Source organism: Pseudomonas sp. JAI111 (genome assembly GCF_024809425.1).
Classification (GTDB): domain Bacteria; phylum Pseudomonadota; class Gammaproteobacteria; order Pseudomonadales; family Pseudomonadaceae; genus Aquipseudomonas.
In genome coordinates this window covers 83,443-98,502 of the sequence record NZ_JANUCB010000013.1, presented here as the reverse complement: position 1 = coordinate 98,502, position 15,060 = coordinate 83,443, and the positions used below count along the sequence as shown (strand labels likewise).

At 61.3% G+C, this 15,060-nt stretch carries 13 protein-coding genes and 1 pseudogene; 6 read left to right on the top strand and 8 right to left on the bottom strand.

Annotation, left to right across the window (positions count from 1 at the left end; all coding sequences use genetic code 11):
- Window positions 1-98 precede the first annotated feature (98 nt).
- The gene (locus HNR03_RS29275; protein WP_259157556.1) at window positions 99-1,685 is read right to left on the bottom strand and encodes a glucan 1,4-alpha-maltotetraohydrolase domain-containing protein; all 1,587 of its coding nucleotides are present in this window, start codon (window positions 1,683-1,685) and stop codon (window positions 99-101) included.
- Between the two features lie 195 nt (window positions 1,686-1,880).
- Here HNR03_RS29275 and HNR03_RS29270 point away from each other — a divergent pair, with 195 nt between their 5' ends.
- Window positions 1,881-2,873, top strand: a complete 993-nt coding sequence (locus tag HNR03_RS29270) for a diaminopimelate epimerase (protein WP_259157555.1) — start codon at window positions 1,881-1,883, stop codon at window positions 2,871-2,873.
- Between the two features lie 119 nt (window positions 2,874-2,992).
- Here the strand turns inward: HNR03_RS29270 and codA are convergent, their stop codons facing one another.
- From codA to HNR03_RS29245, 5 genes are all read right to left on the bottom strand, one after another.
- Window positions 2,993-4,240 (bottom strand): cytosine deaminase, encoded by a 1,248-nt coding sequence (gene codA, locus HNR03_RS29265; RefSeq protein WP_259157554.1) that lies wholly within the window; start codon window positions 4,238-4,240, stop codon window positions 2,993-2,995.
- 13 nt (window positions 4,241-4,253) lie between these two features.
- Window positions 4,254-5,525: a cytosine permease gene (codB, locus tag HNR03_RS29260; RefSeq protein ID WP_222587757.1), complete on the bottom strand. Its 1,272-nt coding sequence runs from the start codon at window positions 5,523-5,525 to the stop codon at window positions 4,254-4,256.
- A gap of 251 nt (window positions 5,526-5,776) precedes the next feature.
- Window positions 5,777-6,607, bottom strand: a complete 831-nt coding sequence (locus tag HNR03_RS29255) for an alpha/beta fold hydrolase (RefSeq protein WP_259157553.1) — start codon at window positions 6,605-6,607, stop codon at window positions 5,777-5,779.
- Between the two features lie 154 nt (window positions 6,608-6,761).
- Window positions 6,762-7,118, bottom strand: a complete 357-nt coding sequence (gene queD / locus HNR03_RS29250) for a 6-carboxytetrahydropterin synthase QueD (RefSeq protein WP_008152165.1) — start codon at window positions 7,116-7,118, stop codon at window positions 6,762-6,764.
- An 85-nt stretch (window positions 7,119-7,203) separates the two neighbouring features.
- On the bottom strand, window positions 7,204-8,283 hold the full coding sequence (locus HNR03_RS29245) for a patatin-like phospholipase family protein (protein ID WP_259157552.1): 1,080 nt from the start codon (window positions 8,281-8,283) through the stop codon (window positions 7,204-7,206).
- A 278-nt stretch (window positions 8,284-8,561) separates the two neighbouring features.
- On the opposite strand from HNR03_RS29245, the gene HNR03_RS29240 reads away from it, so the two are divergent.
- Genes HNR03_RS29240 through HNR03_RS29225 form a run of 4 tightly spaced genes read left to right on the top strand, consistent with a single transcriptional unit; the run spans window position 8,562 to window position 11,157 of the window.
- Window positions 8,562-8,870, top strand: coding sequence for a PepSY domain-containing protein (locus tag HNR03_RS29240; RefSeq protein ID WP_259157551.1), 309 nt, complete (start codon window positions 8,562-8,564; stop codon window positions 8,868-8,870).
- Window positions 8,870-9,175, top strand: a complete 306-nt coding sequence (locus tag HNR03_RS29235) for a PepSY domain-containing protein (RefSeq protein WP_222587753.1) — start codon at window positions 8,870-8,872, stop codon at window positions 9,173-9,175. The genes HNR03_RS29240 and HNR03_RS29235 overlap by 1 nt, the downstream gene beginning before the upstream one ends.
- 3 nt (window positions 9,176-9,178) lie before the next feature.
- Window positions 9,179-9,847, top strand: coding sequence for a response regulator transcription factor (locus tag HNR03_RS29230; protein WP_090186089.1), 669 nt, complete (start codon window positions 9,179-9,181; stop codon window positions 9,845-9,847).
- Window positions 9,844-11,157 carry a sensor histidine kinase gene (locus HNR03_RS29225; RefSeq protein WP_259157550.1) on the top strand — a complete coding sequence of 438 codons (1,314 nt, stop codon included), beginning with the start codon at window positions 9,844-9,846 and terminating at the stop codon, window positions 11,155-11,157. Before HNR03_RS29230 ends, HNR03_RS29225 begins: the two co-directional genes overlap by 4 nt.
- A gap of 151 nt (window positions 11,158-11,308) precedes the next feature.
- On the opposite strand, the gene HNR03_RS32070 is transcribed toward HNR03_RS29225, so the two are convergent.
- Window positions 11,309-12,064, bottom strand: coding sequence for a methyl-accepting chemotaxis protein (locus HNR03_RS32070; protein WP_405046098.1), 756 nt, complete (start codon window positions 12,062-12,064; stop codon window positions 11,309-11,311).
- 102 nt (window positions 12,065-12,166) lie between these two features.
- Window positions 12,167-12,313: pseudogene (locus tag HNR03_RS32065) on the bottom strand (HAMP domain-containing protein); the annotation flags it as partial.
- A 1,336-nt stretch (window positions 12,314-13,649) separates the two neighbouring features.
- Here HNR03_RS32065 and HNR03_RS29215 point away from each other — a divergent pair.
- Window positions 13,650-14,966, top strand: coding sequence for a Na+/H+ antiporter family protein (locus HNR03_RS29215; protein ID WP_259157589.1), 1,317 nt, complete (start codon window positions 13,650-13,652; stop codon window positions 14,964-14,966).
- Window positions 14,967-15,060: the final 94 nt, after the last annotated feature.

Genomic DNA, 15,060 nt, shown 5'->3' with positions numbered 1-15,060 from the left:
GAAAAATCCTTGGCGTTGCGGGTTGCTGACAGAATGCAGGACAACATCCTTGCATATCAGGCAGCGCACCGCGACCTCGAAGGGTTTTCACCAGTCGCCTAGAACGCACCTCTCGTCTCTCTTCCTGCCTCGCTGGTGAGGCTGACGTTGGCGCCCGGCTGCCAGCGCGCAGTCCCCGAGGCATCGTTACTGCGCACGATGCATTTCCATTGAATGTCTTGTTTTGCCGGCAGATCGATTACGCCGCTCCATTGCTTGCTTTGGGAGTTGTAGGTCAATGGCACGGCATGGACAGGGTCCCAGGCTCCCAGTTCAAGTGTCGAGCCTGCGGCATAAACGTTCTGGCCGGGGTAGGTCGTGGCGTAGTCGCAGGTGAAGTGAACACTGACGGCAGGTTGTTCAGGCGCCGTGCTCCAGAGACGGATTTTTCCGTCATCCCAGATCAACCTGGGATCGGTCAGCCCCGGGGGAAGTTTTGTCAGGTCCGAACTCAAGGCAATCACCAGGCTTCGGTTGTCCCCGGTCGTTGTCGCGACCAACCCTGAATATTGGGTGTGGAAGCGAATTGGTGAGTCGGCCTTGATTCCGGCTTCCTTGCGGATTTTGATCAGTTGGCGGATGAGCTCGCCGCGTTGCCAGTCAAAGAAGTCCGGCCAATACACGGCCGGTGTCCCGGGGCTGCTGAGGATGTAGGCGTAGGCTTGATTGCGTAGTTCTTCGGGCAAAGGCCAGTGATGTTGACCGCGGTAGCGCCCTGGTGAATAGCCAGTGTCATGGTTGTCGACGAAGGTGACGGCGGCCGCGCGCCAGGCTGGATCGGGATTGCTATTGAGCCCATGTCGCCATTCGGCGATCGAGCCGTTTTGCATGCGCTCCTTGAGGGCAAAGTCGAAGACGGTGCAATGGGCGCGGTCGGACCAGTCCTTGAGCGCGTCTTGCCAACTGGCCTTGCTGCGCCAGTCCCCAGCCGGGTATTCACTGGGACCTTTCCAGAGTTCACCGACGCAGAATTGAAAATTCCCAAACGCATTCATCCAGCGGTCCACGTTCTGCGGCGCGTAGCCGCGAACAAAGTCGAAACGCAGGCCCATGGCGCCATAGTTGTCGCGCAGGTTGCGCAGTTCGTTTTTAAAGGTCTCGAACACTAATGGATATTGGATGTTCACATCGGCATTGCCGTCGATAAATGGATCGCCATCGTCGCACTCGGCACAATCGTGACGCCATTCCCCATGCCCTCTCGGGAACAGCGGGACATCGCCCTTGGTGTCATCCATGTGGTTGGGCACCACGTCATAAACGACTTTTACACCCGCTCGATTCAGGGCCGCGGCTGCTGTTTTGAGCTGCTCATCGGTGCCGTACTGGCTGTTCTTATCAAAGCTACGCCAGAAATAACCTTCACCACCACCGGACGTGTTGCTGCCGCCGTCCACCCAACTGGACGTGTCTTTCCATGGCGGCGGCATCCAGATGGCGGTGAAGCCGTCGAGGCCGATCTGACCAGCCATGTGTGCCAGTAACGCATACCATGTTTCGGTTTCGTTGCGGCTGGAGTTCCAGTGGAACCCCTGCAACAGGATTTCTTTCCCGTTGCCGTTGCGCACCGGTGTGACTTCATCCGCCGTTGCCACCCCGGCCAAGAGCAGAGATATAAGCAGCGGCAGTAGTCCCAACTTTTTCATGAGCATATTCCGAGGGTGATCCCAAGTTTTTACTCTGGGCTCGGGACTGCGGCTTGTCTGCTGTCATAAATGACAGATCTTCCCAACTGTTTTGCGATAAAAGTGCGGATGCTCATAACAGTTCTGGCGGATGTGATTTTTCCGGGCCGTCGCCTAAAGTACAGCCTCTCCACAGGCTGACTTCAGGACCGATCCATGACGCCGTTCTACGATGCTCGAGGCAATATCTATGCGGTGATGGCGCCTGACGCCGTGCGTGAACGCGGTATCGATCTGCCTCGACTCGCCAGCGACGCCGCGCAAACCCGCGATAATTGGGCGTTGGCGGCGATCGAGGCGTTCTGCGCCTGGGCCACCGGCACTCAACCGCCGGGCAGCAAAGACCATCGCTGCGACGGTCTGCTGGTGGGGCCGTTTCAGTCGTCGCCGCCGTTTGATCTGTTGATCGTCAATACCGACGGCACCCTGGCCGAGCGCAGCGGCAACGGGTTGACGATTTTCTCTCAGGCCCTGAGCGAGCAAGGGTTGCTGCCCAGGGATGAGGCGTGTTTGCTCAGGGTTCATCACGACAAGGCTGATGCGGTTTCACCTGTGGGCACTTCGGTGAAGCCAGCCGAGGTCGAGGGGGTGAAAGGGTTCTGGCTGGACCTGGGCAAACCTTCGTTCGGGCCGGACGCGGTGGGGGCTGAACGGGTCGAAGGCGCGCTGTTGAACGGGCGCGATGTCAGCCATGTGCAACCGTTGTCGGCGCTGGATCCGGCGTGGTCTCGAAGCCAGTTCGTGCGCATTGGCAATCCACATTGCGTGACACTTTTGGAGAACGCCGAAGCGTTGCCGAGCAATGAACAGATGCGCGAGCCCGGGCTGTGCGAAGGTCTGACGCGAATTGCTTACGCCATGCCGGCGGGGGCAGGGGCACCGTGTCCTGCTGGCGTGAATCTGCAATGGGCGATGCTTGCGTCTGAAGGACAAATCGCCGCTCGGGTATTTGAACGTGGGGAAGGGCCGACGGCGTCGTCGGGCACCAGCGCCAGTGCGGTGGCGTGTGCTGCCTGGCGGGTTGGCTGGGTGGCGGCGGGTGAAGTGAAAGTCGTCATGCCGGGCGGCACGGCGCCGGTTTTGTTGGAGGAGTGGAATGGGGAATTGAGTCGGGTCAGGCTGTTTGGTACGGCTCGGTTGATGGCTTGAATTGTTGGCCGTCATCGCGGGCAAGCCCGCTCCCACATAGATTTGTGAACGACACAGATCCAGTGTGGGAGCGACGATTCGACTTGCTCGCGATGGGGTTATCCCATCCAACAAAAATCTCAGCTCAAACCACCACTGAACTCCACCACCGGCATCGTCCGCTTCATCAACACCTTGCCCTCCCTGACCGAATACAGCGGCAAGCCCTGGCTGCGAATCACCTCGTAGTCGCTGTCCGCCGACAGGATCAACAGATTCGCCGGCCGGCCCTGTTCCAGTCCATATCGATCGCCCAGGTTCATGGCTTTGGCGCTGTTGTCGGTGACCAGGTCCAGCGCACTTTGCAGGTTGCGGTAACCGAGCATGTGGCAGATGTGCAGACCGGCTTCGAGCACCCGCAAAATGTTGCCGTTGCCCAGCGGATACCATGGATCGACAATCGAGTCCTGGCCGAAACACACGTTCATCCCCGCTTCAAGCAACTCGTTGACCCGCGTGACGCCCCGGCGTTTCGGGAAGGTGTCGAAGCGGCCTTGCAGGTGAATGCTTTCGGTGGGGCAGGAGACAAAACTGATGCCTGAATGCCCGAGCAGGCGGAACAGTTTGGCGCAGTAAGCATTGTCGTAAGAGCCCATCGCCGTGGTGTGGCTGGCGGTCACCCGCGAGCCCATGTCGCGGCTTCGGGCTTCTTCGGCCAGCACTTCCAGAAAGCGTGAATGCGGGTCGTCGGTTTCGTCGCAATGCACGTCCACCAGACAGCCGGTGCGCTCAGCCAGGTCCATCAAAAATTTCACCGAGCTGACGCCTTGATCCCGGGTGTACTCGAAATGCGGAATGCCGCCGACCACATCGGCGCCCATGCGGATCGCTTCTTCCATCAACTCCCGGCCGTTGCGGTACGACTCGATGCCTTCCTGAGGGAACGCGACGATTTGCATGTCGATCAGGTGGCGGTTTTGCTCGCGTACTTCGAGCATCGCCTTGAGCGCGGTGAGCTGCGGGTCGGTGACGTCGACGTGGGTGCGCACATGCTGGATGCCATGGGCGGCGAGGGTCTGGATGGTTTTATTGGCGCGGGTCCTGGTGTCTTCCTCGGTGATGGTCACCTTGCGCTCGCCCCAGCACTCGATGCCTTCGAACAGCGTGCCGCTCATGTTCCAGCGCGGCTCGCCAGCGGTGAGGGTGGCATCGAGGTGAATGTGCGGCTCGACGAAGGGCGGCACCACCAGGTTGCCGCCGGCGTCCAGGTCATCGGAGCCCAGGGTCGGGGCTTCGGTCTGACGGGCGATGCTGCGGATCAGTCCGTTTTCGAGGTGCAACTCATGCAGGCCATCCTGGTTGCGCAAGCGGGCATTGATGATGTGCATCAGGCGAATCCTTTTATAGATCTTGTAATGGCGCTTCAGCGGCCCGGGCACCCAGGACGCTGGTCAATAACACATACGTTAACGCGGCAGCGGCAATCCCTACCAGCGGCGCGACCCACGGCGAATTGAACGCCGCGACGGTGCCGACCGCATAGGCCGTCAACCCGGGCCAGTTGAACGCCGGCAGCCGCGCGTCGGCCAGGCGGGGATATTGACCACGATAGCGAAAGAAGAAGTCGGCCATGATCACGCCGCCGATCGGTGGAATCACCGTGCCCAGCAGAATCAGGTACGGCACCAGCATGTCGTACATGCCCAGCAAGGCGAGCAGCGTGCCGATCACTGCGCCGGCCAGGGTCACGGTCTTGCGTCGACCGGTGCGCAGCAGGTTGCAACCGGCGACGGCGAAGTTGTAGATGGTGTTGTCCTGGGTGCTCCAGATGTTGAGCAGCAACATGGCCATCGCGGCCATGGCGAAACCTTGCAGCAACAGCACCTCGACCACGTCCGGCTGCTGGTAGACGATGGCCCCGTAGGCCCCGATCAACACCATCAGACCGTTGCCGACGAAGAAACCGATCAGGCTGGCCAGGACCGCGACTCGGGCCGAGCGGGAAAACCGCGTCCAGTTGGTGGCCTGGGTGGCGCCGCTGACGAACGTGCCGAACACCAGGGTAATCGCGGTCGACCAGTCCAGCGATCCGGTCGGCACTACCGCGAGCAAGCCATCGAGCCCGCCGACCTTCACCGTCGCCACCCACATCGACAGCATCAGCAGCAACATCATCGCTGGCACCGCAATGTAGGAGAGGATTTCCAGCCCGCGATAACCGACATACGCGGTGGCGCAAAACATCAGGCCGAACAGCACCATCAAGCCCAGCACGGTGCCTTGGTCCAACTCGAAATACTTGCCCAGCACCACCGCCGCCGTCGCGGTGCCCCAGGCGTACCAGCCGATCTGGGTAAAACCGAGGATCAGGTCGCTGAGTTTGCTGCCGACCTCACCGAAGCAGAAACGGCCCATCAATACGGAATTGAGCCCGCTTTTGAACGCGATGTAACCCAGCCCCGCGGCATAGATTCCCAGCAGCAAGTTGCCGACGATAATCACCGCCATCATCTCGCCGAAACTGAACGCCACGCCGAGCTTGCCGCCGGCGAACATGGTGGCGGTGAAGAAGGTGAAACCCAGCAGCACCATGGCCGTGGAGGCGAGACCCTTGCGCGCGTGCATCGGCACTTCGCTGAGGGGGTAGTCGTTGCCCGGATCGTTCTGCGTCATGTGGCGTTCCTTGCTGAATGAGAGACGCGCTGGGTTGTGCAGTGGTCGTGCCAACGCCAAGGTGGTGCAGTTATTTATAGTCGAGCCGACAAATTTGGTGCGGGCGAAGGCACGAAAGCAGTGCACCTGCAGGAATACAGAGCCCATGTGGGAGCGGGCTTGCTCGCGATAGCGGTGGGTCAGTAGATGCATGTGTCTAATGACACACCGCTATCGCGGGCAAGCCCGCTCCCACAGGGGACTCGGTTTCTTCAGGGAGACTGGATCAGGGGCAAAAACTTCAGCAACGCCGCAACAATCGCCTCGGGCGCATCTTCCTGTACCAAATGCCCGGCATTGGCAACCGGGTGAAATTGCGCTCCGGCAATCATCTGCTGCAACGCCCGTCCACGCTCGATGGGGATCCACTGATCGTCTTCGCCCCAGAGGATTTGCACCGGGCAGCGGACCGTCGGGTACAGCGCTTCGGCCTCACGGGTATAACGCTCATCCATCTGCGCAATCTGCCGATAGAACGCTGTTTGTCCCGGATTGCCCAGCCACGGCTGCACATAGGGCGCAAGTTCTTCATCGCTGATGTCTCGCTTGATCGCCCCGCGAATATAAGCCGGCACAATGGCGCGCTGGATGTAATCGGGCAGGCCGCTGAACGCCGCCTCATGCTGGCGCACATGCTGGACGAACGGCGAACCCCACGGCGTCAGCGCCACCGGGTCGATCAGCGTCAGGCTGCGATAGTTCTTGCCGTTGAGCAGGTGCGCGCGAAGCGCAGTGGCGCCGCCGAAATCGTGGGCCACCACATCCGGCCGTTCCAGCCCCCAGTGATCGAGCAACTGCGCCAGCAAGACGTTCTGCACGCCCAGCGATACATCGCCGTCGATTTTTGCGGATTGGCCATAGCCCAGCAGGTCGAAGTAATACACCCGGTGCGTGGCGATGAAATGCGGAGCGATCCGGTGCCACACACAGGAAGAGAACGGCGTGCCATGCACGAATACCAGCGGCGGGCCATCGCCCCGTACGGCGTAGCGAACGCAGTGTCCGTTGAAGCGATAGGTCTGGGGCAGTGGCCAGTCAGTCATGTGCGTGTCCTTTTGGCAGGTGCAAGCCAAAAAGCATAGGCATAAAAAAACAGCCACGAAGGCTGTTTTCTGTATCACTGACGAAACACATTCGCCCCTTGTGGGAGTGAGCCTGCTCGCTCCCACAAGGGGATGTGCTGTCTTTCAGATCGGATTACTCGCCGTGATAGATGCAGCCGCTGGTGCATGTCTCATGGATTCGGATCGCGCTGAGTTCCGGCAGCAGGGGCTTCAATTCTTTCCAGATGAATTTGGCCAGCACTTCGCTGGTCGGGTTTTCCAGGCCGGGAATGTCGTTCAGGTAGTTGTGGTCCAGACGCTCGTAGAGCGGCTTGAAGATCGCCTTGATTTCCGAGAAGTCACGGATCCAGCCGGTGTGCGGATCGAGGTCGCCGCTCAAGTGGATCGCCACTTTGAACGAGTGACCATGCAAGCGACCGCACTTGTGGCCTTCCGGCACGTGAGGCAGGCGGTGGGCGGATTCGAACGTAAACTCTTTGAAGATTTCCACAGTGATTTTCAGCTCTGTCAGGTGGCGATCGCCGCGGCGATGTGGGCAGGCGGCGAGTTTACCAGAGCTCTGGGCAAAACACTGACTAAAGGGTCAGCAAGCGCTCGCCGAGGCGACCATTGGCGGCCAGTTCGAGGAACTCGTCGCCCAGACGACGGCTTTCATCCATCGCCGCTCGCCAGTATTTCTGCCGGCTCGGTGCATCGCCCATGAAACGTTTGAAATCGTTGCGGTCCGGCAGCTTGCCGTAGGGCAGGCGCGCCAGGTAGTCCTTCGACGGCGCCAGCAGCAGAACATCCTGCAAACGCGCAGGGCAGGCGCGGCGCCACGGCAGGGACTTGTCGAACCAGCCGGGAATCACCCGGTCGGTGAAGTGTGGGTACAGCACGATGTCTTTGCCGCTGTAGGGCAGGTCGAGGTGATAGTCCAGCAGCCCGCCGTCGCGGAACGTTCCGGCGCCGGCACCCGGCAGATCACGCACGCCTTCCATGACCATCGGAATCGAGCCCGAGGCGAGCAGGGCTTGGCGCAAGTTGCCGGCAGTGAGCGCGACGAAGCGCGACGGGAAGTCGTGCAGCGCATTGACCGGAGGCATGAGGCGCGGGTCGTGGATGATCAGTCGCTCGAAATGCCGCGACAGCCGCGCGCGACCGCGCAAGTTGTCGGCGATCACCGATCCCAGCGCCAGCCCGAGCCGACCGCGATGATCGTCCGCGAGCCGGCCGTGGCTTTTGACCACCATGATGTTCAGTCGGTAATGGGCGTTGTTCAGGATCGACGCATCGCGGCCGTCGAGCAGTTCATCGAGCATGCGCCGGGAGCTTTGACTGATCTGCGCCATGGTCACGCCTTTGGCGAAGTCCTGCCCGGTGTAGAGGTGACCGAGGCGCCGAATGCCTTCGGCGGCATCCGGCAGGCAGGCACTGGCGAACCGCCAGGAACCCACCGAGGCGCCAATTAGCGAGCGCTCTCGCGGCGAGGACGGCAACCATTCGCCGAACAACGCCAGGTCCAGACCTTGAATCCCCAACGCTTTCGGCCCACCGGCCGCTCCGGGCAGCGTGCCGACATCGGCGGCGCTCAAGCCGTTTTTGCGGATGCGCGCAAAAGCCCGAGGGCCAGCCTTGAGGGTCAGGGCAGGGAACTTGATGTGGATGGCGGTCATACCGGTCTCGATGATTGGCAAGCGGGCGGATTATAAACAGGTCAGGCAACGCCACAAATCCACTGTGGGAGTGAGCCTGCTCGCGATGGCGGTAGGTCTGGAGCATTGATGCTGGATGTGGCGACGCTATCGCGAGCAGGCTCGCTCCCACAGGTTTTTGTGCAGGCCTTTGATATCGAGGTGCCACTTCAATGATGGCAATTCAGTTTCAGTTAAGTTCAGCTCGCTAAGGTGTCCGGCGTAGGCAACACATAAGAAAATACGGAGACACCCCCCTTATGAAAATCCTGACTGCCCTGTTCGCCGCGTCCCTCATTGCCATGACCGCCAGCCTAGCCCACGCTCGTGACCTGGGGCCCGATGAAGCCCTGCGGTTGCGCGACGCTGGTACCATTGTGTCTTTCGAGAAGCTCAACGCCACCGCTCTGGCCAAACACCCCGGCGCCAAAATCACTCAAACCGAGCTGGAAGAAGAGTACGGCAAGTACATCTATCAGATTGAGCTGCGCGACCCACAAGGCATCGAGTGGGACCTGGAATTAGACGCGGTCAGCGGCCAGTTGCTCAAGGATCATCAGGATACGTAATGAAGGTGCTTTCGTTTTCAAGCATGGCGCTGCTGTTGCTGGTGTTTTGCTCGGTGGTCATGGCGCGCGACCTGGATCAGGACGAAGCCCTGCGCCTGCGTCAGCGCGGGGTCATCCTGCCGCTGGAGCAACTGTTGCAACAGGCGCTGGACCGCTATCCGGGGTCCAAATTGCTGGAAGCCGAGCTGGAAGAAAAACATGACGTCTACATTTATGAAGTCGAGTTGCTGACCGCCCAGGGCGTGGTCCGCGAACTGGACATCGAAGCCGCCACTGGCCGCTTGCTCAAAGACAGGGAAGACTGACCGATGCGATTGTTGCTGGTGGAAGACCATGTGCCCCTGGCCGACGAATTGATGGCCGGGCTCAATCGCCAGGGCTACGCCGTGGACTGGTTGGCCGATGGCCGCGACGCGGTGTATCAGGGCAGCAGCGAACCGTACGACCTGATCATCCTCGACCTCGGCCTGCCGGGTTTGCCGGGGCTCGAGGTGCTGGCGCAATGGCGTGCCGGCGGCCTGATGACGCCGGTGCTGATCCTCACGGCTCGCGATTCCTGGGCCGAGCGCATCGAAGGCCTCAAGGCCGGCGCCGACGATTACCTGACCAAACCGTTCCACCCCGAAGAGCTGCACCTGCGGGTCCAGGCGCTGTTGCGCCGCTCCCACGGCCAGGCCAATCAGCCAACGCTCAAGGCCGCGGGTTGGCATCTGGACGAAGGCCGTCAATGCGTGACCCGCGACGGCGCCGACATCCAGCTGACCGCCGCCGAATTCCGTCTGCTGCGTTATTTCATGTTGCACCCCGAACAAATCCTTTCCAAAAGCCACCTCGCCGAACACCTCTACGACGGTGAAACCGAGCGCGATTCCAACGTGCTCGAAGTGCACGTCAACCACCTGCGACGCAAGCTGGGGCGCAGCGTTATCGAAACCCGGCGCGGCCAGGGTTACCTGTTCGGCGGACAAGCCCGGTGAGGTCGATCCAGCGCCGCTTGAGCCTGGGCCTGATCAGCGTGATGGTGGTCGTCGGCCTGGTGCTGGCGCAGACCAGCCTGTGGCTGTTTGAAATGGGTTTGCAGCGTTACCTCGAAGCCGGTCTGCGTGACGACAGTGAAAACCTGCTGGTGGCGCTGGTGCGCGGGCCACAAGGCTTGCAGCTGGACGAGCGGCACCTGTCGCCGGCCTATCAACGGCCGTTTTCCGGGCATTACTTCCGTATCGATTTCGCCGACAAACACTGGCGCTCCCGTTCGCTGTGGGACCAGGAGATGCCGAGCCTTGATCACCCGGGCCTGCACAGCAACTTGCAACTGGGGCCCGAAGGCCAGCAGTTGCTGGTGCTGCGCTCGGACTATCGGCGGCTCGGCCAGTCGATTTCGATCAGCGTGGCGCAGGATTACACCCCGGTGCGCGAGAGTTTTCGGCGCATGCAACAGATTGGAATTGGCTTGGGGTTGGCGGGGCTGCTGCTGATTCTGCTGCTGCAACGGATCACGGTGCGTCGCGCCTTGCGTCCGCTGGAAAAGGCCCGCGAGCAAATCGCCCAGCTGCAACAGGGCCAACGCTCGCAACTCGATGATCAGGTGCCGGTGGAGCTGGAACCGCTGGTGGCGCAGATCAACCATTTGCTCGCGCACACCGAGGACAGCCTCAAGCGTTCGCGCAACGCCTTGGGTAACCTGGGGCACGCATTGAAAACGCCGCTGGCGGTGTTGCTGAGCCTGGCGTCGAGCGAAAAACTCGACGCTCATCCCGAGTTGCGCAAGACCCTCAAGGCGCAACTGGAACAGGTTCAGCAGCGCCTCAATCGCGAACTCAATCGCGCGCGGTTGTCCGGCGATGCGTTGCCGGGTGCGCTGTTTGATTGCGATGCGCAGCTGCCGGGTTTGCTGGCGACGTTGCGCATGATTCACGGCGAGCACCTGGACCTGAGCTACCGGGCGCCTAGCGGTTTGCAGTTGCCGTGGGATCGCGAGGATTTGCTGGAGTTGCTGGGCAACCTGCTGGACAACGCCTGCAAATGGGCGGATGCCGAGGTTCGCTTGAGCGTGGTCGAGACGGCAGAAGGCTTTTTGTTGAATGTGGAAGACGACGGCCCGGGCATACCCGTGGAACAGCGTGATCAGGTGTTCAGCCGGGGCACGCGGCTGGATGAACAGACCGACGGGCACGGGTTGGGATTGGGCATCGTGCGCGACATTGTCGATTCGTGGGGCGGGGTGTTGAGGCTGGAGGAAAGCGAGTGGGGCGGGCTCAAAGTGATCATCGGACTCCCTCGCCGATGATCGTTCCCACGCTCTGCGTGGGAATGCATCCCGTGACGCTCTGCGTCACATCCCAAAACGGAACGCGGAGCGTCCCTGGCGGCATTCCCACGCGGACGGTTCGACGCCTCGACGTGGGAACGATCAGCGTGGGAACGATCATTTATCCGGGTTACACACGGAATTGATCCATCAAGCCCTGCTGCTGATTCGCCAGGCTGTTGAGCGACTGGCTCACCCGCGCTGACTCGTTGGCCTGTCCCGATAGCGATTCGGTCACGTCGCGAATCGTTGCCACGTTGTTGTTGATTTCCTCGGCCACCGCGCTTTGCTCTTCAGCTGCCGAGGCGATCTGCAGGTTCATGTCGGTGATCACCGTCACGGCCTCGCCAATCTGGCGCAACGCGGTGACCGCCTGACCCACTTGTTCGACGCTGCCTTGGGCCTGGCGATGGCTGTTGTTCATCGAGCCGACCACGTCCTGGGTGCCGCTCTGCAATTGCTCGATCACCAGTCGGGTTTCTTCGACCGACTCCTGAGTGCGTCGCGCCAGGTTGCGCACTTCGTCAGCCACCACGGCAAAACCGCGTCCGGCTTCACCGGCCCGGGCCGCTTCGATGGCGGCGTTGAGCGCCAGCAGGTTGGTTTGTTCGGCGATGGCGCGAATCACTTCCAGCACCGAACCGATTTTCTCGCTGTTCGCCGCCAGGCCTTCGACTTGCACCATTGCTGCGCTCATGTCGGCGGCGAGGTTGTCGATGCTCGTGGTGGTCTGGTCGATCACGGTCAAGCCTCGGCGAGTCGCCTGATCCGCCTCCTTTGCCGCCTGGGCCGCTTGCGCCGCGCTGCGGGCGACGTCCTGGGCGGTGGCGCTCATTTCGTGGGACGCCGTCGCCACTTGGTCGACCTGGCGGTATTGCTGCTCCATGCCGGCGCTGGTCTGGGTGGCAATGGCGGCCGATTGGTCCGCCGTGCTGCGCGCGTCCTGCACCGAGCGTTTGACCTCGGCGATGATAGGTTGCAGCTTGTCGAGGAAACGGTTGAACCAGCCGGCCAACTGGCCCAGTTCATCCTGTTTGTCATAGGCCAGGCGCCGGGTCAGGTCGCCTTCGCCGCTGGCGATGTCTTCGAGCATGTGCGCCACGCCGAGGATCGGTCTGGTCACGCTGCGCGCCATCAGCCACACCAGCAACAAGCCAATCAGCGCGGCGAGCACGCCCAGGCTGAGCTCGACCAGCGTGCCGGACCGGTTGCTGTCATCGAGTTGTTTTTTCAGGGCATCGGCGGGGCCGACCAGCACTTTTTCCGGCACGTCGAGCAACACGCCCCAGGACTTGCCACCGGGAATCGGCAGGAACGGCGCCAGTACTTTGAGTTGATGATCATTGTGCAGGCTTTCGGTTTTGCTGCTGGCGGCGAGCAGGCGAATCAGCTCGGCACCGCTGGTCTTGTCCACGGCGTCCAGGCGCTGGCTGAGTTTGCTCGCGTCCGGGCTGTAACCGGCCAGCAGGCCGACCGGGCTGATGATGCTGACGCTGGTCTGGCCGTCGTAGAGTTTTTTACTGGCGCCCTGGCTCATGGCTTGCAGGCTGTTGAGGTTGATGTCCACCGACAGCGAGGCGATGACTTTGCCGTTGACTATCAGCGGGAACACGATGCTGGTCATCAGCACGTTCTGACCGTCGATCACATAGAAGTACGGTTCGATCACGCAGGGCTTGAGCGTGGTGCGCGGGCAGGTGAACCAGGCGTTGGCCGGCTCGCCGCTGGGGCCGGTGCTGGTGTCGGCCATGTCACTTTCCGGCAGCGCCATCGAGGTGACCTTGCCCGGCGTCGGTTGCGACCAGTACAGGGCAAACCGGCCCTTGTCGTTGCTGCCCAGCTCCGCCTGGCCTTCGAACAGCTCATCCTTGCCATCCAGCGCGTTGGCTTCGAACACCAGGGACAGGCCGAGCAGTTCCGGGTTGGCCTGCAGCGCCGATTTGACCTGGCGAGTCAGGTCTTCACGCAGGTCGAAGGCGTCCAGAAAACGCTTTTCGGCCTGATCGCGCAGGAACAGCACCTGCCGCGAAAAACCATGGCCATATTGATAGGCGTCCATGAACTGCTGGCGAATCCCCAGCGCCTGGTTTTCACCCTGGGATTCGATCCGGGCCTGCGCGGCTTCGGTGAGCATCTCCATGCTTGAGGCTTTCACCATCTCGGAGCTGTGCTCCATGCGATACAGCGAAAGACCCACCAGCAGGGTCACGATGCCGGCCAGGCACAGCCCGGCCAGCAGGGTGATTTTCCATTGAATGGAAAGTTGTCTAAGCGACATGGAGACGTCCTTTATTCGATAAACATCTGAGACTTTGCACTGTAACGGCGCACGATCGACTTTCTTGAGGGTTGCAGCTTGCGGCGGCTTCCTTCAAAGTGCGCGCCCTCTAATAAAACCCATTCCCTAATCCGCTGGCGGCTCTTCGCAGACTGCCGGCTGAGCTCATTTCGCTTGCCTTGAGGTAACGATGATTAATGCTGTAATTGCTGCGGTCGGCGTCATGCTGATCCTCAGCCTGTCCCGCGTGCACGTCGTGATCGCACTGATCGTCGGCGCGCTGGTGGGTGGTTTGACCGGTGGCCTGGGCATCGACGCCACCCTCAAAGCCTTCAACAGCGGCCTCGGCGGCGGCGCGACGGTGGCATTGTCTTACGCCTTGCTCGGGGCGTTCGCGGTGGCGATTGCCAAGTCCGGCCTGGCCCATGCGCTGGCGGACAAAGCGTTGGCGATGGTCGATCGGCAGCACGCCAGCGGTGGCCGCCAGGTCAAGTGGCTGCTGATCGGTCTGCTCTGGGTGGTGGCGATCGCATCGCAGAACATCCTGCCGATACATATCGCCTTTATTCCGTTGCTGGTGCCGCCACTTCTTTATGTATTGACCCGGCTGCAACTGGATCGCCGATTGATCGCCTGCGTCATGACCTTCGGCCTGATCACGCCGTACATGTTCTTGCCGGTGGGCTTTGGCAACATATTCCTCAATGAAATCCTGCTGGCCAACGTGGCCCGCAGCGGCGTCGACATCAGCGGCATCAACGTCACCCACGCGATGGGCATTCCGGCACTGGGCATGGTCGTGGGGCTGGCGGCAGCCTTTATCAGCTACCGCAAAAAGCGCGTCTACGACCTGGAAAAGATCGAGCAAGTCGAGCAAGTCGCGGTGGAATACAACCCGCTGAGCTTGATGGTCGCCGGTGTCGCCATCGTGGCCGCGTTCATCATTCAGTTGCTGCTGGACTCGATGATCATCGGTGCGCTGGCCGGATTCCTGATCTTCTCGGTCTCGGGCATCGTCAAGTGGCGCGACACGGACGACCTGTTCACCGAAGGCATGAAAATGATGGCGATGATCGGCTTCATCATGATCGCCGCGTCCGGTTTTGCCGAAGTGATGAAGGCCACCGGCGAGGTGCAAACCCTGGTCGAGGCGTCGGCATCGTGGATCGACCACAGCAAAGGCGTGGGGGCATTGCTGATGTTGTTGGTCGGTCTGCTGGTGACGATGGGCATCGGCTCGTCGTTTTCCACCGTGCCGATCCTGGCGGCGATTTTCGTGCCGTTGTGCGTGCAGCTGGGCTTCAGCCCGATTGCAATCGTGTGCATCGTCGGCACGGCCGGCGCCTTGGGCGACGCGGGTTCGCCGGCCTCGGACTCGACGCTGGGGCCGACCTCCGGCCTGAACATCGACGGCCAGCATCACCACATCTGGGACACCGTGGTGCCGACCTTCCTGCACTACAACCTGCCGCTGCTGGCGTTTGGCTGGGTCGCCGCGATGGTCCTGTAACCACATTTCCCCCTGTGGGAGTGAGCCTGCTCGCTCCCACAGGGGGCTTGCATACCTCCCTGCGGATTCAACTTTTGGTCCGGCGTGCCGTTAC

Excerpts from the sequence above, each read along its gene's own strand:
- codB (WP_222587757.1), bottom strand. The coding sequence starts at position 5,525 with ATGACGCAGAACGATCCGGGCAACGACTACCCCCTCAGCGAAGTGCCG.
- HNR03_RS29255 (WP_259157553.1), bottom strand. The coding sequence starts at position 6,607 with ATGACTGACTGGCCACTGCCCCAGACCTATCGCTTCAACGGACACTGC.
- HNR03_RS32070 (WP_405046098.1), bottom strand. The coding sequence starts at position 12,064 with ATGGAGCAGCAATACCGCCAGGTCGACCAAGTGGCGACGGCGTCCCAC.
- HNR03_RS29235 (WP_222587753.1), top strand. The coding sequence starts at position 8,870 with ATGAAGGTGCTTTCGTTTTCAAGCATGGCGCTGCTGTTGCTGGTGTTT.
- HNR03_RS29270 (WP_259157555.1), top strand. The coding sequence starts at position 1,881 with ATGACGCCGTTCTACGATGCTCGAGGCAATATCTATGCGGTGATGGCG.
- HNR03_RS29230 (WP_090186089.1), top strand. The coding sequence starts at position 9,179 with ATGCGATTGTTGCTGGTGGAAGACCATGTGCCCCTGGCCGACGAATTG.
- HNR03_RS29240 (WP_259157551.1), top strand. The coding sequence starts at position 8,562 with ATGAAAATCCTGACTGCCCTGTTCGCCGCGTCCCTCATTGCCATGACC.
- HNR03_RS29245 (WP_259157552.1), bottom strand. The coding sequence starts at position 8,283 with ATGACCGCCATCCACATCAAGTTCCCTGCCCTGACCCTCAAGGCTGGC.
- codA (WP_259157554.1), bottom strand. The coding sequence starts at position 4,240 with ATGCACATCATCAATGCCCGCTTGCGCAACCAGGATGGCCTGCATGAG.
- HNR03_RS29275 (WP_259157556.1), bottom strand. The coding sequence starts at position 1,685 with ATGAAAAAGTTGGGACTACTGCCGCTGCTTATATCTCTGCTCTTGGCC.